Source organism: Rheinheimera pacifica, assembly GCF_900108485.1.
Taxonomy (GTDB): domain Bacteria; phylum Pseudomonadota; class Gammaproteobacteria; order Enterobacterales; family Alteromonadaceae; genus Alishewanella; species Alishewanella pacifica.
In genome coordinates this window covers 501,819-517,156 of record NZ_FNXF01000001.1, presented here as the reverse complement: position 1 = coordinate 517,156, position 15,338 = coordinate 501,819, and the positions used below count along the sequence as shown (strand labels likewise).

Sequence of the window (15,338 nt, the reverse complement as noted above, 5' to 3'; positions counted from 1 at the left end):
TAAACCGCGCATTATAGCCACTTAATCATTTGCTTTCAGCAACAGAATTAGCTTTAAAATGCCGCAAACGCACACCAAGCAACCACAACAGCAGAAAATATCCGACCACAGCCAGCACACACAAAGCGCTTAAACGCCACACCTGCACAGTAAAGCTAAGCTGCACCCACTGCGCCAGTGATGGCGTTTGCCAATATAGCAATGCCGCCATCAGGCAACTGGCAATAACCAGTTTCAGCAAAAATACCATGCTGGTTTTACTTAATTGGTATACGCCGGCCAGTTTTAAACCGCGATAAAGTAAATACGCATTTAAACTGGCTGACATAGCAGTAGCCAGCGCCAGCCCGACATAACTTAAAAAGGGTGCCAGCATCAGGTTAAATACCATATTGGCTACCATAGCAATAATGCCGATACGCACAGGTGTTCTGATATCCTGACGCGCATAAAAACCCGGCGCCAACACTTTTATCAGCATATAGCTCAGTAAGCCGGTGCTGTAGGCCATTAAGCTGTATGACACCATCAGCACATCGTTTTGAGTAAACTCGCCACGCATAAACAGCAGCGCAATAATTGGCTGCGACAGCACAATCAGCCCCGCCATGGCCGGTATACCAAACAAGGCGACAAACCGCAGTGACCAGTCCAGCGTCTGGCTAAAACGTTCGGTATTGGCACTGGCATGATGGCGCGATAAATTCGGCAAAATCACCGTAGCAATAGCTATACCAAATAAACCCAGTGGAAATTCAATCAACCGGTCAGAGTAGTACAGCCAGCTTACAGCGCCGGTAAGTAAGAACGAGGCGATAACGGTATCAAGCAGTAAATTTATCTGGCTTACCGACACACCAAACAGCGCTGGCAGCATAAGTTTGCGGATTTTTGTAACGTTTTCATCACGCCAGCCCCACTTAGGCCATACCAGCAAACCGGCTTTGGCCAAAAACGGCAGCTGAAACAGCAACTGCACTACGCCACCGATAAATACGCCCCAGGCCAACGCCAGCGCAGGCTCTTGCATAGTGGGCGCCATATAGATCGCGCAGGCAATCATAGCGATATTTAAAAACACCGGCGTAAAGGCCGCCACAGCAAAGCGGTTATAGGTATTAAGCACCGCGCCCGATAACGCTACCAGGCTGATAAACCACAAATAAGGAAAAGTAATTTTCAGCATCAGGCTGGCCAGCTCAAATTTATGTGCTTCAGGGCCATCGTTCAGCCACTCAACAAACCAGCCCATGCCAAACAGCATCGCCACCAGCGGCGAGGCAATAACGCCAAATAATGTTACCAGGGTAACAACTACGCCGAGGCTGCCAGCCACTTTTGCCAGCAGTTCGCGCACGGCATCATCGCCATGTTTGGATTTTACCTCAGCCAGCACCGGTACAAAGGCCTGCGAAAAAGCGCCTTCAGCAAACAAGCGGCGCAGAAAATTAGGAATGCGGTTAGCAAAAAAGAATACGTCGGCGGCAGCACCGGCACCAATAAAGTTGGCAACCACTACATCGCGTACCAGCCCCAATACGCGCGAAATTAACGTCATAAAACTAACAATGAGGCCTGATTTTAATAACTTTGCAGACACTTAAACTTCCTTCTTCTGGCAGGCTGCTATTTTGCCCCTTTATTAACGCAGATTACCAGTAGGCCGCCGGATTAAAATCTGCGTCTTTACCGTTAAAGCATTTGACAACGGGCCATTAAATAGGCATATTATGCGGCCTTTGATGGGTCCGGTTTAGTTTTTTAGGAGTGTTACCTTGGCTAACATTAAGTCTGCTAAGAAGCGCGCAATTCAATCAGAAAAACGTCGTCAGCAAAATGCTTCACAACGTTCTATGATGCGTACTTTCATAAAGAAAACCTACGCAGCGGTATTAACTGCTGACGTAACTGCTTCAACTGAAGCATTCAAGAAAATGGTGCCTGTTCTGGATCGTATGGCCGCTAAAGGTCTGATCCACAAGAACAAAGCAGCACGTCATAAAGCTCGTTTAAATGCACATGTTAAAGCATTAAGCGTTGCTTAAGACACAGTTCCAACAAAAAAGCCGGCTTATGCCGGCTTTTTTGTTTTTCCGCGGAGCTATTTAACTGCAATATAACTTATGCAGTAATGCAATCAGCGCCTCAGCCTCTTTGCTGTTCAGGCTATAAAATACGGTTTGTGCTTCTTTGCGGGTTTTTACCAGCTTATGCCGGCGTAATAACGCCAGATGCTGCGACAACGCGGACTGACTCAGCTCCAGCTTTTGATTCATTTCCCCTACCGACAGCTCCCCTTCCAGCAAATGGCATAGGATTAATAAACGCCGCTCATTGGATACTGCTTTTAACAGCTTTACTGCTTTAGCAGAATTTTTCAGCATATCCTGTAAATTCATTTCGTGTACCTGTATGTCTGGACGGCCCGATATTACCGCCTTCCTTATAGAGCGACAATATAATCATTCTTAATTAACAAAGAATAACACTTTCTGCTTTACCTCAGCGGCGAACGCCTCTGTTAGTCTGACAAACAACAGCTTTTAGCGTGCATAACTTCGGCAGTGAAAAAAAAGTGCTACAGTCTGCAAACTACAATAACAAAGGGAACAAGCAACGATGAAATTATGGTTAACCACGCTGGCAACCGCACTTAGCCTGCAAATCTCAGCTCAGGAACTCGCACTGGATAACACCCTGGCTTATCAGCTGACAGAATCTATAACGGTAGAAGTAGGCCAGCGTCTGGCCGGTAGCGAAGCCGATGCCAGAGCAGTAGCCTGGGCCGAGCAGAAATTTAAGCAACTGGGCTACGATAAAGTCTGGACCGAGCCCTTTACCATGCAGTACTGGGAGCGAGGCAATGCCAGCCTGAGTGTCAGTGCGCCTTTTCATCAAAATCTGGTAGTTACCGCTTTGGGTGGTTCTGTCGCCACTCCGTTTGACGGCATTAATGCTCAGGTAGTGATGTTTGACAGCCTGGAACAGCTAAAACAAGCCGACGCTGCGCTGGTAAAAGATAAAATTGTTTTTATTAATAAAAGTATGGGTAAAGACAAACTGGGTACCTTTTATGGCTCAGTGGTTGGCGCGCGCGCTCAGGGTGCGGTAGAAGCTGCAAAATTAGGTGCTAAAGCTATTATTATCCGCTCGGTAGGCACCAGTATTAACCGTTTTGCTCATACCGGCATTATGCGTTACAACGATGAAGTTGCACGGATCCCGGCAGCGGCAGTTTCCGTACCCGACGCCATGCAGCTGGCTAAAATGCTTAGCCGCCAGCCTGAGCTGACACTGCACTTACAAATGCAAAACAAATTACCCGGCGAAGTAGTAAGCCATAACGTTATTGCCGAGATCACTGGCAGTAAATACCCGGATGAAATTGTATTGATAAGCGCCCACATTGATTCGTGGGATGAAGGCACAGGCGCACTGGACGATGGCGCCGGCGTAGGTATAGTTATGGCCACCGGCGCTTTGCTAAAACAACAAGGCCGGCCAGAGCGCACGGTACGGGTGGTATTGTTTGGTAATGAAGAAGGTGGTTTAGTGGGCGCGCGTGCATATGCCGCCAAACACACCGCAAGCCTTAACAAGCATGTATTTGCTTCAGAATCTGATTTCGGTGCAGGCCGGATCTGGCGGCTGGATACCGGCTTTGGTGAAAAAGCACTGGCCTTTGGCAAAACACTACAGCAAAAACTGGCACCGCTTGGCATAGAAATGGGCGATAATACTGCCTCCGGTGGCCCGGATGTGTCTGTTTTAAAAGCACAAGGTGTGCCGGTTGCCAGTTTACAGCAAGACGGCACAGATTATTTTGACTACCACCACACCCCTAACGACACGCTGGATAAAATTGATCCGGCCGCGATGCAGCAAAACCTGGAAGCCTGGTTAATTACCACTAAAGCTATAGCAAACAGCCGCATTGATTTAAGGCAGTAAACTAACCACGTAAACGCAGCGGCCTGGTTTTAACCGGTACAGGCCGCTGATGTTTACGATAACTACTGCGTAACAGCCATAACTGCATTCCCACTACCAGCATGATCATTGCCGACGGGTAAAAATACATATTGTCACTACCGGTAAACAACAGCATCGCCACTATGCAGTAGCTAAAAGGCAGCATCTCGTAAAACCAGAAAGGTAAAACCCCGCCGTACTTATTTCTGGCCCCTTTAATGTCTGAGCGGCGGTTATCTGAACGCAGCACCCAGATAACAGCACCGGCAAACACCATAAGTAAGCCGGAAACCACTGCCAGCCACGAGTTTATCCCCAGTAAAATTGCACTGCCCACGGCGATATAAGCATAAGGTAGAGTTTCATATAATTTTGCAGGTAACATAGGCAGATCCTCCCTGTTCAGCTGAGTTTAAGTGTAGAACAACTTTTCGGCTCTGTATGACAATGCCATTACAATCATTAATTAAACTAATCCGAAAACAGTAAAATTCCTCAGTTGAGTAACAGCGTTCTGCCCAGCATAATGCGCACAAATTTTAGTCAGCCAGATACGCAGGAAAACGTTATGGAAAACATTATGTTCGATATTATCAGCTGGGTTGGCTTAACAATCTGTATTGGCGCGTTTTTTATTAAAGATGTGTTCTGGCTGCGCTTAGCCACACTGATTGGCTGTAGCCTGTTATTTGTTTACTACAGCCATATTGCTATTCCACAGGGTGTTATCTCTAATTTATTAGTATTATTAATTAATGCCTACTACCTGCTGCGCTTTGCCAAAGCACGTAAAGCCGAAAAAGCCGCCCAGCAAAGCCCGACCACTACTCCGCTGGCAACTCAGGCCGAATAACCACACACTACTTTTGTCTGGCGGCAGTGCGGGCTATAATTGCCGACCGATCAGACAGGAGTACCCGCTATGCAAAACGATGAATCAGACTTGTTTCTGCAGGAGATGTCTGGTGTAACGCCATTATCTCAGGACGCCGTATTGCTGGAAAACGGCGAGTTCAGCCCTACGCTGGCACAACAAGCCCGGCGTAAAGCGGCAGAGCAGGACATGGAGTACGATGCTAACTATCTCAGCATGGAATATGTTGATCTGGTAAAGCCGGACGAGCCCTTCACTTATAAAAAAGATGGCGTACAAGATGGCGTTTACCGCAATTTGCGCCTGGGTAAATATCAGCTGGACGCCACTTTAAACCTGCTGGGCAAAAGCCTGAGCGATGCCCGCCGTGAGCTGTTTTTCTTTATTGAAGATTGCCATAAGCGTGGCGTGCGCACTTTGCTTATTCACCACGGTATGGGGCGTAACAGTAAACCGCACCCGGCAATATTGCGCAGTTATGTATTTAAATGGTTACCACAAATACCAACAGTGCTGGCCTGTAATACCGCCCAAAAGCAACACGGAGGTTATTCAGCCACTTATGTTTTACTGCAAAAAAATGCCGAACAAAAGCGTGAAAACAGAGAGTTACACAGCAAACGCGGCGCGCAGAAATAACTAACCCCCGGCAAGCCGGGGGTTAGGTTTAGTCAATCCGTTTGACTGTATTCGATTCCTGCTATCCGCCACACAACAGACAGACAGCTTCGGCTTTGGTCAAAAATGCCGATAACGCCATTAGACACACCACAACGGCGATTGCGGTAAAGCCAAAACCCCGACTGGACGCTTTACTCATAACTAACCTCGGTAACGCATTTTATTATTTTAATTAGCAACTTGGCCTAAGTTTCCTTAAACCGTCACTGAGTGTAGTTAAGTTGTAACAAAGTTACAATAACTGTGTATTTAACCAGTCTTTTCAACGTGATGCGCTAACGCTGAATAGACAAAATCTGCCGCCAGCAAGCGGCTGTCATTCAGCTGCGGTAAAGCTTCCGTACTGTGTTCAATATGGGTAATAACAAAACCGGCTTGCTGATAATTTTTCAGCGCTGACGGGTGATCGGCACTGCAGGTATGCAGCCATATTTTACTGGCCTGCCACTGTGCCGCCTGCGCTATAGCGGCCTGTGCCAGCTTCAGCCCCAGACCCTGGCCAATAAATTGCGGCAATAAGCCAAAAAACTTTATCTCCACACTGTGATCCGCATGCTTCAATAACTCAATGTAACCTGCCGGTGTACCTTTAACCCACAGCAGCCAGGTGCGTACCTGCTGTTGTGTCAGATAATCAAGCCACTGCTGATAATTCCAGCTTAAGCGGCTAAACCAGCGCCAGGGCCCGCCCACTGTTCTGAACATAAACTGGCTTAGCTCGGGGCTGATAACCTCAGCTTCTGCTAACTGTACGCCATCCGGCCATTTTGGTGGCTGTGGCGCTGGCGCATCAAACTGCAAAAACCAGGTGGTAATGTCTGTGGTGTGCATTTTAATATCCCCTGCCAATATCTACCGGATTTAGCAAAGCTTCACCACGTTGGTTACGCCGGTAATTCTCAGCAATTTGTTCAACCACAGCGCCGACATCTGTTACTGCTGAAACATGCGGTGTAATAAGCACAGCCGGATGGCTCCACAATGGATGTTCTGCCGGTAACGGCTCCTGGCAAAATACATCCAGGCACGCGGCCTGCAACTGGCCGTTGTCCAGCGCGGCCTGCAATGCGGTTTCATCCACAATATCGCCGCGAGCCACATTAATAAAAATGGCACCGGGTTTTAAACTGCTGAAGAACCCCTCTGAGAGCATCTGCTGCGTTGCCGGTGTTAGCGGTAGTAAGCAAATGACAATATCAGCATCAGCTACAGCCTTAGTAAGGCCTTCTGCAGCATGAAAACAGCTGACATGCTCAAGCTGCTTCGGCGTTCTGGCCCAGCCAGTCACGCTATAACCCAGGCTGGCAAAATGTGTAGCCGCAGCGGCTCCCAGTTCGCCCAGGCCAAGCACAGCAATATGCGCAATCTTTCTTGGGCTTTTCGGCTTCCACTGTTTTTGTTGCTGCTGCGCGCTGAACACATCTAAGCGTAAGCGGTAGTAACTGACCACACCATCAAGATAGCGCACCATGGTATCTGTCAGCGTAGGGTCAACAATACGGGCGATAGGTAAGGCGGGCAAAGTGGGGTCAGCCAGTATGGCGTCAACGCCGGCGCCAAAACACTGCACCGCTTGTAAAGCAGGCAGGCTGGCCAGGCTGCCATGCGGTTGCTTCCATACCACAGCAAATTCAACAGCTGCCGGGTTACGGATCTGCGGCCAAACTTCAATCTCGGTATCAGGCAAAGCCTGTGCTAAGCGTTGTTGCAAATCGTCAAGTTTACGATCGGGAATAATCAGGGCAAGGCTCATAAGTCACCAAAGCTTCAAAAAATCGTCATATCGCTGACACAGCCCGCGCTGATGCTGGCAGCGCCTAAAGATAACATGGTACAGACTGATGCTGAACTGCCGCACTATCTTTTTATCTGACGTTCATCTGGGGTGCAAAGACTGCCAGGCAGATTACCTGCTGAGTTTTCTTGAGCATACTCAGGCTCAAACCATTTATCTGCTGGGTGATATTGTCGATTTATGGGCCATGCGCAAACAGGTGCACTGGACCCCAAGCCAGAACAAAGTGCTGCGCTGCTTGCTGGATAAAGCCGAACAAGGTGTAGAGGTAATATACATCCCCGGCAACCACGACGAAGCCATGCGGCTGTATGCCGGTAAAAGCTTCGGTAATATCCGCATTGCCCTGCGCGCCAGCCATACCACAGCACAGGGCAAAAAATTGTTGCTGCTGCACGGTGACGAGTTTGATAAAGAAGTTAACTTTGGCCGCTTACATGCCTGGCTTGGTGACAATCTGTATGACTTGTTACTGTTTTTAAACCGCTGGTATAACCGCCTGCGCCGGTTAACCGGTGGCGGCTACTTTAGCCTGGCGGCCTACATTAAAAGTAAGGTACCGGGCGCACAAAAAGCCATAGCCCGTTATCGTGAAGCAGCTATTGCCAAAGCCAAACGCGGTGGTTTTGACGGCATAGTATGCGGCCATATCCATCATGCCGAAATCCGCCTGGAGCAAGGCATTATTTACTGTAACGATGGCGACTGGATTGACAGCTGCACAGCTTTGATTGAACAGCCCGATGGCAGCCTGGCGTTGTATCACTGGACCGAGCAGGCAGAAAAAATTGCCGCCTTGCCACTTGCTGCCAGCAGTAAGAAAGCTGCCTGAAATTTCAGCAAACTGCCATAAATCCGACACTGAATTGTCATACAACCGCTTTAGCCTGAGCGCAGCCTACTGCAGTGCTATCGGAGCGAACCATGATCAGTGTCGAACAAGTGCTTGCACAAAACCTGCCTCAGCTGTCAAACAAACCGTGGCTGTATAAGCCGGTAAAAGGCGCCTTGCGCCGTTTGCTGCATGAGCAGGACTTTATTGCCTTTGCCAGCCTTTATCCGCATTTACAAGGGCTGGAATTTGTTGAACAGGTACTGGACTACTTTAACTTTCGCTATTCGGTGCGCGACAACGAAATTGAGCGCATCCCCACCTCCGGCCGCATTGTTATTATTGCCAACCACCCCATCGGCTCGCTGGATGGCCTGGCGCTGTTAAAGCTGGTAAGTGATATTCGCCCTGATGTTAAAGTAGTTGCCAACCAGCTACTGATGGCACTGGAGCCGCTGCATAACTTATTACTGCCGGTAAATAATATGAGCGGCGGCACAGAGCGGCGGGCACTGGATAATATTCAGCGACATTTAGCCGCTGAGGGTGCGTTGATCCTGTTTCCGTCGGGTGAGGTATCGCGCCTGCGCCCGGAGGGCATCCGTGATGGTAAATGGCACAGCGGCTTTTTACGTTTTGCCAGCAATGCCAAAGCACCGATATTACCTATTTTTATTGATGGCCGTAACTCAGCGCTATTTTATGGCGCTTCTATGCTGTACAAGCCACTGGCGACCATGCTGCTGGTAAAAGAAATGTTTAAGCAGCAGCGTAAAAAGCTGGAAATGCGCATTGGCGAGCAGATCCCTTACGAAGCCTTTGCCAATATGGCGCTGGAAACTCAGGCCAAAGTAAAGCTGTTTAAAAAACACCTGTACCGGCTGGCTAAAGATAAGGCACCGCTGTTTATTACCCAAAGCGCCATTGCTCACCCGGAAGACCGTATTACGCTGAAAAAAGCTGTTGAGGCCTGTGAATTACTCGGCCAAACCGGTGATAGTAAGCAAATTTACCTGTATTGCCACCAGCAAAGCTCGCCGGTGTTACGCGAAATTGGCCGGCTGCGCGAGTTTGCCTTTCGGGCCGTCGGAGAAGGCAGTGGCCTGCGCCGCGATATCGACCGCTTTGACAGCCACTACGAGCAGTTGATCCTGTGGGATAAAGACGATCTGGAAATTGTCGGCGCCTACCGCTTTGCTAACACCCGCAAAGTGCTGGCTGAATACGGTGAAAATGGCCTTTACACTGCGTCATTATTTCAGTTTGATGCCAATATGCAGCCGTATCTTGATGCCGGGCTAGAACTGGGCCGCAGCTTTGTGCAACCGCGTTATTGGGGTAAACGCAGCCTGGAATATTTATGGTACGGCATTGGCGCTTACTTAAAACGTAACCCGGATATTCGCTATCTGTTTGGCGGTGTCAGCCTGTCGAACAGCTACCCGCAGGCAGCGCGCGATCTTATGGTGTATTTTTACAGCCTGTACTTTAGCGACAAAGCCTGCGCTGCTGTGTCAAAACAACCCTATCAGCTGCCGCAGGCTATTTTATCTGAATTACAGCAGCACTTTAGCGGCGATAACTACCTTGAGGATTTTACCCAGCTAAAACACTTGCTGGCCAATATGGGTGTTAGCGTACCCACACTGTATAAACAGTACAGCGAACTGTGTGAGCCGGGCGGCGTGAAGTTTCTCGCTTTTGGCACAGATCCTGGTTTTGCCAACTGTGTTGACGGTTTGGTACTGGTAGATATGACCATGCTAAAAGCCAGTAAAAAAGCGCGCTATATCGACGCAGAATAGCCCGGTTAAAGTCTCATTGGAGCTGGCAGCTTTGGCTGCCGGTTTTGCTATGTAAAGGTTCAGTAAAGTTCAGTTTCAATTCAGCCAAATCCCCCTATAAGCTATACACTGTACAAAAAGCCGTCGGTGCAGTAATTTGCTAACGGTGAAACTGAGGATAGCAAGATGAAAAACCTGATGCTGCAACTAAGCCGGATTCTGGCGATGTGCGTGCTGCTGGTTAGCCAGTCGTTTGATGTCCGGGCTGAAGAAGAAACCTTGTCACAGGCGCAGTTGGATCAAATGCTGGCGCCGGTAGCCCTGTATCCCGATACCGTATTAACCCATGTGCTGATTGCCTCAACCTACCCGCTGGAAGTGGTGCAGGCTGCGCGCTGGGTAAAAGATAATCCCAAACTGACCGGCGAAGCCGCCGTCGATGCTGTAGAAAAGCAAAGCTGGGATCCAAGTGTAAAGGCACTGGTGGCTTTTCCACAATTACTGGAACGGCTAAGCAATGATCTGGACTGGACGCAGGAGCTTGGCGAGGCGTTCTTAGCCGACGAAACTCAGGTACTGGCCAGCGTTCAGAACCTGCGGCAAAAGGCCTATGCCAATGGCTCGCTAAACGACACTAAACACGTGGTGGTAGAGCGTGAACGTGAGATTATTATTATTGAGCCTGCACGCAAAGAAGTTGTCTATGTGCCGGTGTACGACACCCGCGTAGTGTATGGCGACTGGTGGTGGCCATCACACCCGCCGGTATACTGGCATACCGCAGGCGTGTATTACCGTAACAGCCCGTTTCACTGGGGCATAAGTGTTAATGTGCGGCCCTGGTTTTATTTTGGTATCTTCGACTGGCACCATCGCCATGTGGTAGTACACCACCACTATTACCACAAACCACCGCGCTATTATCCGGTACGCCACAGACACTACGTGGATGCCCGCCGCTGGCACCACAACACCGAACATCGCCGTGGTGTGCATTACCGCCATGAACGGTTAAACCGGGATTACAACGCAGGCTATGGTTACCGCCAGCCAACTCGCGAAGTGCAGGGCCAGCCGGTGCGCCATACCCGTGTAGACAACACTGTCACCGTGCGTGAAAACAAGCAGCATTATCAGCGTAAAACAGCTGAGCAGGTCAGAATGCCGAACCGTGAATGGCAGGCTAACGACAACAACCAGCGCCAGCAACGCCATGTCTCAACAGAGCAACGTAATGTCTCAACGGAGCAACGGCTGCGGCCAACCGAGGTTAATCGCGATGAACGCCGCCAGCAGCAGCTTAATCAGCAATTAAAAGAGCAGCGCCAGCCGGCGGCGCAGCCAGAACGCTCAGAGCGGGTGATAAGCACCGAACAGCTGCGCCAGCGTGATGTTCAAACCACACAGCCTCAGCGCACTGAACAGCGCCAGCTCAGAGCAGAGCAACGCCAGCAGGCAGTACAACAGCAACCTCAGGTGCAACAGCCCAGGCAGCAATACCAGCAGCCTGCAGTGCAGCAGCGGCAGCCTCAGCTACAGCAACAAACGCCTGCTGTGCGCCAGCCAAGCCAGCAGCAGGTACGTGAACCACGCCAGGCTCCTACTGTACAACGGCAGGAACGGCCAGCTCGGCAAATTCAGTAATACTTACTTTATTTGATATAAAACAAACTACGGGGCTGAATTCACATCAGCCCCGTTTTTTTATTGATCCAGCCCAATATTCTTCGCTGGCCAAAGCGGACAATTGGCCACAGAACTTATCTGTGGAGATCACTATGAAAACAACCCTGTCCATTATCACTCTTGCCTCACTATTAGCCGCTGCTCCTGCCTCTGCCGACTTTGCGATTAACGTAGGTGCCATTACTGTAGCGCCGGACGACAGCAGCTCCAGCTTAAACGTTATTGAGCAGGTAGCCGGGCTGCCATCAGGTTCCACTGCTGTTGGCGTTAACACTAATACCCAGTTGGGCCTGACATTTGACTACCGTATTAACCCGAACTGGGCAGTACAACTGATTGCCGCTACCCCATTCAGCCACGATATTACTGTGAAAGGCTCAGCCATTGATGGCTTAAAAGTGGGTAAAACCAAGCATTTACCACCAACATTGCTGGCACAGTATCATTTTATGCCGCAGCATCAGATGTTTGATCCCTTCGTTGGTGTCGGGTTAAATTACACTGAGTTTTTTAGCGAAAAAGCAGATGCCCAATTGGTTGGCGCACTAAACGCACTGGAAGTCGCCGGCGCTGACGACAATGTCGGGCTAAAACTCAAAAGCTCTTTTGGCCTGGCATTACAAGCTGGCGTAAATATTAAACTCACCGATACGCTGGGCCTGCACCTGATGCTAAGTAAAATGGATATCGACACTACAGGCCGGGTCCAGGTAAATGGCACTACAGTGCAAAGCGTTGATGTTGACATAGACCCCTATGTTGCCATGGTTGGCCTGCGCTGGAAGTTATAAACTCACCACTTAGACTAAAGGCGACTGCGCCCCGGTTGCCTTTTAGCCTAAACTGTTATCCTATAGCTGTATCAAACTACACGGAGCATAACAGTGGCTAAAGCCCCCGCTAAGCTGAACTGGCAACAGCTGTTAAAATCCGGCGACCGCATTTTTATCGGCTCGCATGCGGGTACCCCCGCCGCCCTGATTGATGATCTGATAGCCAACGCCAAACAGCTGCACGATATTGAAATAGTTCAGGTATACACGCTGGCAGATAATAAGTGGGTAGAGCCGCAGCATCAGCAACTGTTTAAGGTAAATGCACTATTTATTGGTGGCGACAAAGTACGCCAGGCCGTTGCCGAAGGCCGTGCCGATTACACCCCCTGCTTTATGTCAGACATTCCTTCGTTATTCAGCGAAGGCGTATTACCGCTGGATGCTGCATTAATTATGGTAAGCCCGGCCGACGAGCACGGTTATCACTCACTTGGCGTATCGGTAGATGTGGTATCGGCTGCAGCTAAATCGGCCAAAAAAGTGATTGCTCAGGTAAACACGGCCATGCCGGTCACCTACGGCCAGGCTTTTATTCACCGCGATCAGATTGACAGTTTTTTCTATGCCGACCAGCCACTGCCAGAAATGCCAGCGCCCGAGCTTGATGCTATTACTGAGCGGATCGGCCAGTATGTGTCTTTGCTGATAGAAGATGGTGCCACGATACAAATTGGTATCGGCAAAATTTGTGATGCCGTACTGCGCTACCTGGGTAACCACAAAGATCTTGGTGTACACAGCGAACTGATTACTGATGGCGTAATGGATCTGATAAAAAAAGGCGTGGTGAATAACCGCAAAAAAACCTTTCATCCGGGCAAAACGGTAACCAGTTTCTGTGTCGGCAGCAGGGCACTGTACGATTTTGTCCATGCCAACCCGCATCTGGGTTTTTACCCCAGCGAATATGTTAACTCGCCGACTAATATCGCCCGTAATGACAATATGGTGGCCATTAACAGCGCCATTGAAGTTGATTTAACCGGCCAGATTGTCTCCGACTCTATTGGCCATTTATTTTACAGCGGCATTGGTGGCCAGGTAGATTTTAGCCGCGGCGCATCCATGAGCAGCGGCGGCAAACCCATTATCGCCCTGCCCTCAACTGCGCAAAACGGCACTATATCACGCATAGTCCCCTTTATTTCTGAAGGCGCTGGTGTGGTAACCTCGCGTGGCCATGTGCATTATGTGGTTACCGAGTTTGGCGTGGCATCATTACGTGGTAAAAGTATCCGCGAACGCTCGCTGGAGCTGATCCGGGTGGCGCACCCGAAGTTTCGCCAGCAGCTGCTGGAAGAAGTACGCAAGCATTACTGGGTACCGCATTATCAGCTGCACACACCAATGGAAGTTCCAGAGCTGGGTAATGTGGGTTTTAAAGAACTGCTGATTGACGGCGAAGAGTTTGATCTGCGGCCATTAAACCCATCTGACGAGCGCCGCTTGCAGGAGTTTTTTTACTCACACACCAAAGAAACGCTGCAGCTGCGCTATAGCGCCGTACCAACGCAAATGAGCCGGGAGAAATCCTGTACTCTGGTTGGCGTTGATCAATCCCGCGATTTGGCGCTGTGTATTGTGAAGCAAAAAGGCTCTGTCGTACAAATTCAGGCCGTGGGCCGCTATTATCTGTTAAACGACAATCAAAGCTGCGAAGTGGCTTTTGTTACGCGTGAAAAACATCAGGGCAAAGGCATGGCAAAACGCCTGTTGCAGGAGATGATCACCATTGCTGAACTACGCGGTTTAACCAGTATGTCGGCTTATGTGCGGGCAGAAAACAAAGCCATGCTGGCAGTATTCCAAAAAGCCGGTTTTAGCCGCCTGCCAGGGGACGAGCCCACAGAAGTTAACCTGCAACTGCGCCTGCCCCGCTCAGCCGGCAGCAAACCAGCGGAGCACAACTGATGGCAATTACCCTGTTTAGCCACCCCAGTTGTTATTTACACCTGGCCGGGGACGATCACCCGGAGCAACCTGCCCGGTTAAGTGCAATAAATGATCAGTTAATCCGCTCTGGCCTGGAGTTTATTGTGCAGCAGCGCGATGCCACACCGGCCCGTGCTGAAGATTTATATCATGTACACAGTAAGCTGTATGTTGATGAGATTTATGCCAAAAAACCTGAAGACGGCCATATCTGGCTAGACCCTGATACCCAGATGATGAAACACAGCCTTAATGCTGCCCTGCACGCCGCAGGCGCTACTATTAATGCAGTTGATCAGGTTATGAGCGACACCAACCAGCAGGCGTTTTGCAATGTGCGCCCGCCGGGCCACCATGCTACACGTAGCCAGGCTATGGGCTTTTGTATTTTTAACAATATCGCTATTGCAGCCGCTTACGCGCTTGAGCACTACCAGCTTAGCCGGGTAGCCATAGTCGATTTTGACGTGCATCACGGCAACGGCACTGAAGATATTTTCGCCGCTGATGAGCGGGTGTTGTTTTGCTCATCCTTTCAGTATCCGCTTTACCCCAATACCGGTGAACACCCCAGCGCCAGTAATATTGAAAACTTACCGCTACCAGCCCTTTGCAAACCAGCTATCTGGCGTGAACAAATTCTGCAGCACTGGCTGCCACGCATTAACGAATTTAAACCGCAGCTTATTCTGGTATCCGCCGGTTTTGACGGCCACCGCGAGGATGATATGGCGCAATTTCTGCTAACCGAAGCCGATTACCAGTGGATAGCGCAACAGCTAAAACAACTGGCCGACCAATACTGCCAGGGCAGGATTGTCGCCGCACTGGAAGGCGGCTACGCCCTAAGCGCACTGGGCCGCAGCGTAGTAGCATTTTTAAAAGGCTTGATGTAGGTAAACACCGGGGCAATACCTACCGCTGAGGCGTTTATCTTTCAGCTAGC

The 15,338-nt window shown here is 49.8% G+C and carries 15 protein-coding genes; 10 read left to right on the top strand and 5 right to left on the bottom strand.

Features of this window, described 5'->3' with window-relative positions:
- Positions 1–25: 25 nt before the first annotated feature.
- The gene (gene murJ, locus BLW68_RS02340; RefSeq protein WP_092789764.1) at positions 26–1,600 is read right to left on the bottom strand and encodes a murein biosynthesis integral membrane protein MurJ; all 1,575 of its coding nucleotides are present in this window, start codon (positions 1,598–1,600) and stop codon (positions 26–28) included.
- A gap of 175 nt (positions 1,601–1,775) precedes the next feature.
- Here murJ and rpsT point away from each other — a divergent pair, with 175 nt between their 5' ends.
- A complete protein-coding gene (rpsT, locus tag BLW68_RS02335) occupies positions 1,776–2,045 on the top strand; it encodes a 30S ribosomal protein S20 (protein ID WP_068228633.1) in 270 nt (89 codons plus the stop codon).
- Positions 2,046–2,105: 60 nt separating this feature from the next.
- Here rpsT and BLW68_RS02330 read toward each other — a convergent pair whose 3' ends face one another.
- Positions 2,106–2,399, bottom strand: a complete 294-nt coding sequence (locus tag BLW68_RS02330; protein ID WP_068228627.1) for an ArsR/SmtB family transcription factor — start codon at positions 2,397–2,399, stop codon at positions 2,106–2,108.
- A 220-nt stretch (positions 2,400–2,619) separates the two neighbouring features.
- Between BLW68_RS02330 and BLW68_RS02325 the strand changes: the two genes are divergently transcribed.
- Entirely contained in the window at positions 2,620–3,951 is a 1,332-nt protein-coding gene (locus tag BLW68_RS02325; RefSeq protein WP_092789762.1) for a M28 family peptidase, read from the top strand.
- Position 3,952: 1 nt separating this feature from the next.
- Here BLW68_RS02325 and BLW68_RS02320 read toward each other — a convergent pair whose 3' ends face one another.
- Positions 3,953–4,357 carry a hypothetical protein gene (locus tag BLW68_RS02320; protein ID WP_092789760.1) on the bottom strand — a complete coding sequence of 135 codons (405 nt, stop codon included), beginning with the start codon at positions 4,355–4,357 and terminating at the stop codon, positions 3,953–3,955.
- A gap of 183 nt (positions 4,358–4,540) precedes the next feature.
- Between BLW68_RS02320 and BLW68_RS02315 the strand changes: the two genes are divergently transcribed.
- Together BLW68_RS02315 and smrA are read left to right on the top strand one after the other, a co-directional pair.
- The gene (locus BLW68_RS02315) at positions 4,541–4,825 is read left to right on the top strand and encodes a hypothetical protein (RefSeq protein WP_092789758.1); all 285 of its coding nucleotides are present in this window, start codon (positions 4,541–4,543) and stop codon (positions 4,823–4,825) included.
- 69 nt (positions 4,826–4,894) lie between these two features.
- The gene (gene smrA, locus BLW68_RS02310) at positions 4,895–5,485 is read left to right on the top strand and encodes a DNA endonuclease SmrA (protein WP_092789756.1); all 591 of its coding nucleotides are present in this window, start codon (positions 4,895–4,897) and stop codon (positions 5,483–5,485) included.
- A 291-nt stretch (positions 5,486–5,776) separates the two neighbouring features.
- Here smrA and BLW68_RS02305 read toward each other — a convergent pair whose 3' ends face one another.
- Both BLW68_RS02305 and BLW68_RS02300 read right to left on the bottom strand, forming a co-directional pair.
- Positions 5,777–6,358 carry a GNAT family N-acetyltransferase gene (locus BLW68_RS02305; RefSeq protein ID WP_092789754.1) on the bottom strand — a complete coding sequence of 194 codons (582 nt, stop codon included), beginning with the start codon at positions 6,356–6,358 and terminating at the stop codon, positions 5,777–5,779.
- Between the two features lies 1 nt (position 6,359).
- The gene (locus tag BLW68_RS02300; protein ID WP_092789752.1) at positions 6,360–7,280 is read right to left on the bottom strand and encodes a 2-hydroxyacid dehydrogenase; all 921 of its coding nucleotides are present in this window, start codon (positions 7,278–7,280) and stop codon (positions 6,360–6,362) included.
- Positions 7,281–7,368: 88 nt separating this feature from the next.
- On the opposite strand from BLW68_RS02300, the gene BLW68_RS02295 reads away from it, so the two are divergent.
- From BLW68_RS02295 to BLW68_RS02270, 6 genes are all read left to right on the top strand, one after another.
- Positions 7,369–8,154: a UDP-2,3-diacylglucosamine diphosphatase gene (locus BLW68_RS02295; RefSeq protein WP_092789749.1), complete on the top strand. Its 786-nt coding sequence runs from the start codon at positions 7,369–7,371 to the stop codon at positions 8,152–8,154.
- A 92-nt stretch (positions 8,155–8,246) separates the two neighbouring features.
- Positions 8,247–9,959: a bifunctional ornithine lipid synthase OlsF gene (olsF, locus tag BLW68_RS02290; RefSeq protein WP_092789747.1), complete on the top strand. Its 1,713-nt coding sequence runs from the start codon at positions 8,247–8,249 to the stop codon at positions 9,957–9,959.
- Positions 9,960–10,124: 165 nt separating this feature from the next.
- Positions 10,125–11,582, top strand: a complete 1,458-nt coding sequence (locus BLW68_RS02285) for a DUF3300 domain-containing protein (RefSeq protein ID WP_092789745.1) — start codon at positions 10,125–10,127, stop codon at positions 11,580–11,582.
- 134 nt (positions 11,583–11,716) lie between these two features.
- Positions 11,717–12,415, top strand: coding sequence for an OmpW/AlkL family protein (locus tag BLW68_RS02280; protein WP_092789743.1), 699 nt, complete (start codon positions 11,717–11,719; stop codon positions 12,413–12,415).
- Between the two features lie 93 nt (positions 12,416–12,508).
- Entirely contained in the window at positions 12,509–14,371 is a 1,863-nt protein-coding gene (locus BLW68_RS02275; RefSeq protein ID WP_092789741.1) for a bifunctional acetyl-CoA hydrolase/transferase family protein/GNAT family N-acetyltransferase, read from the top strand.
- Complete coding sequence (locus BLW68_RS02270; RefSeq protein ID WP_092789738.1) at positions 14,371–15,288, top strand: histone deacetylase family protein; 918 nt, start codon at positions 14,371–14,373, stop codon at positions 15,286–15,288. Before BLW68_RS02275 ends, BLW68_RS02270 begins: the two co-directional genes overlap by 1 nt.
- Positions 15,289–15,338: the final 50 nt, after the last annotated feature.

Excerpts from the sequence above, each read along its gene's own strand:
- BLW68_RS02330 (WP_068228627.1), bottom strand. The coding sequence starts at position 2,399 with ATGAATTTACAGGATATGCTGAAAAATTCTGCTAAAGCAGTAAAGCTG.
- BLW68_RS02325 (WP_092789762.1), top strand. The coding sequence starts at position 2,620 with ATGAAATTATGGTTAACCACGCTGGCAACCGCACTTAGCCTGCAAATC.
- BLW68_RS02320 (WP_092789760.1), bottom strand. The coding sequence starts at position 4,357 with ATGTTACCTGCAAAATTATATGAAACTCTACCTTATGCTTATATCGCC.
- BLW68_RS02315 (WP_092789758.1), top strand. The coding sequence starts at position 4,541 with ATGGAAAACATTATGTTCGATATTATCAGCTGGGTTGGCTTAACAATC.
- smrA (WP_092789756.1), top strand. The coding sequence starts at position 4,895 with ATGCAAAACGATGAATCAGACTTGTTTCTGCAGGAGATGTCTGGTGTA.
- BLW68_RS02305 (WP_092789754.1), bottom strand. The coding sequence starts at position 6,358 with ATGCACACCACAGACATTACCACCTGGTTTTTGCAGTTTGATGCGCCA.
- BLW68_RS02300 (WP_092789752.1), bottom strand. The coding sequence starts at position 7,280 with ATGAGCCTTGCCCTGATTATTCCCGATCGTAAACTTGACGATTTGCAA.
- BLW68_RS02295 (WP_092789749.1), top strand. The coding sequence starts at position 7,369 with ATGCTGAACTGCCGCACTATCTTTTTATCTGACGTTCATCTGGGGTGC.
- olsF (WP_092789747.1), top strand. The coding sequence starts at position 8,247 with ATGATCAGTGTCGAACAAGTGCTTGCACAAAACCTGCCTCAGCTGTCA.
- BLW68_RS02285 (WP_092789745.1), top strand. The coding sequence starts at position 10,125 with ATGAAAAACCTGATGCTGCAACTAAGCCGGATTCTGGCGATGTGCGTG.
- BLW68_RS02280 (WP_092789743.1), top strand. The coding sequence starts at position 11,717 with ATGAAAACAACCCTGTCCATTATCACTCTTGCCTCACTATTAGCCGCT.
- BLW68_RS02270 (WP_092789738.1), top strand. The coding sequence starts at position 14,371 with ATGGCAATTACCCTGTTTAGCCACCCCAGTTGTTATTTACACCTGGCC.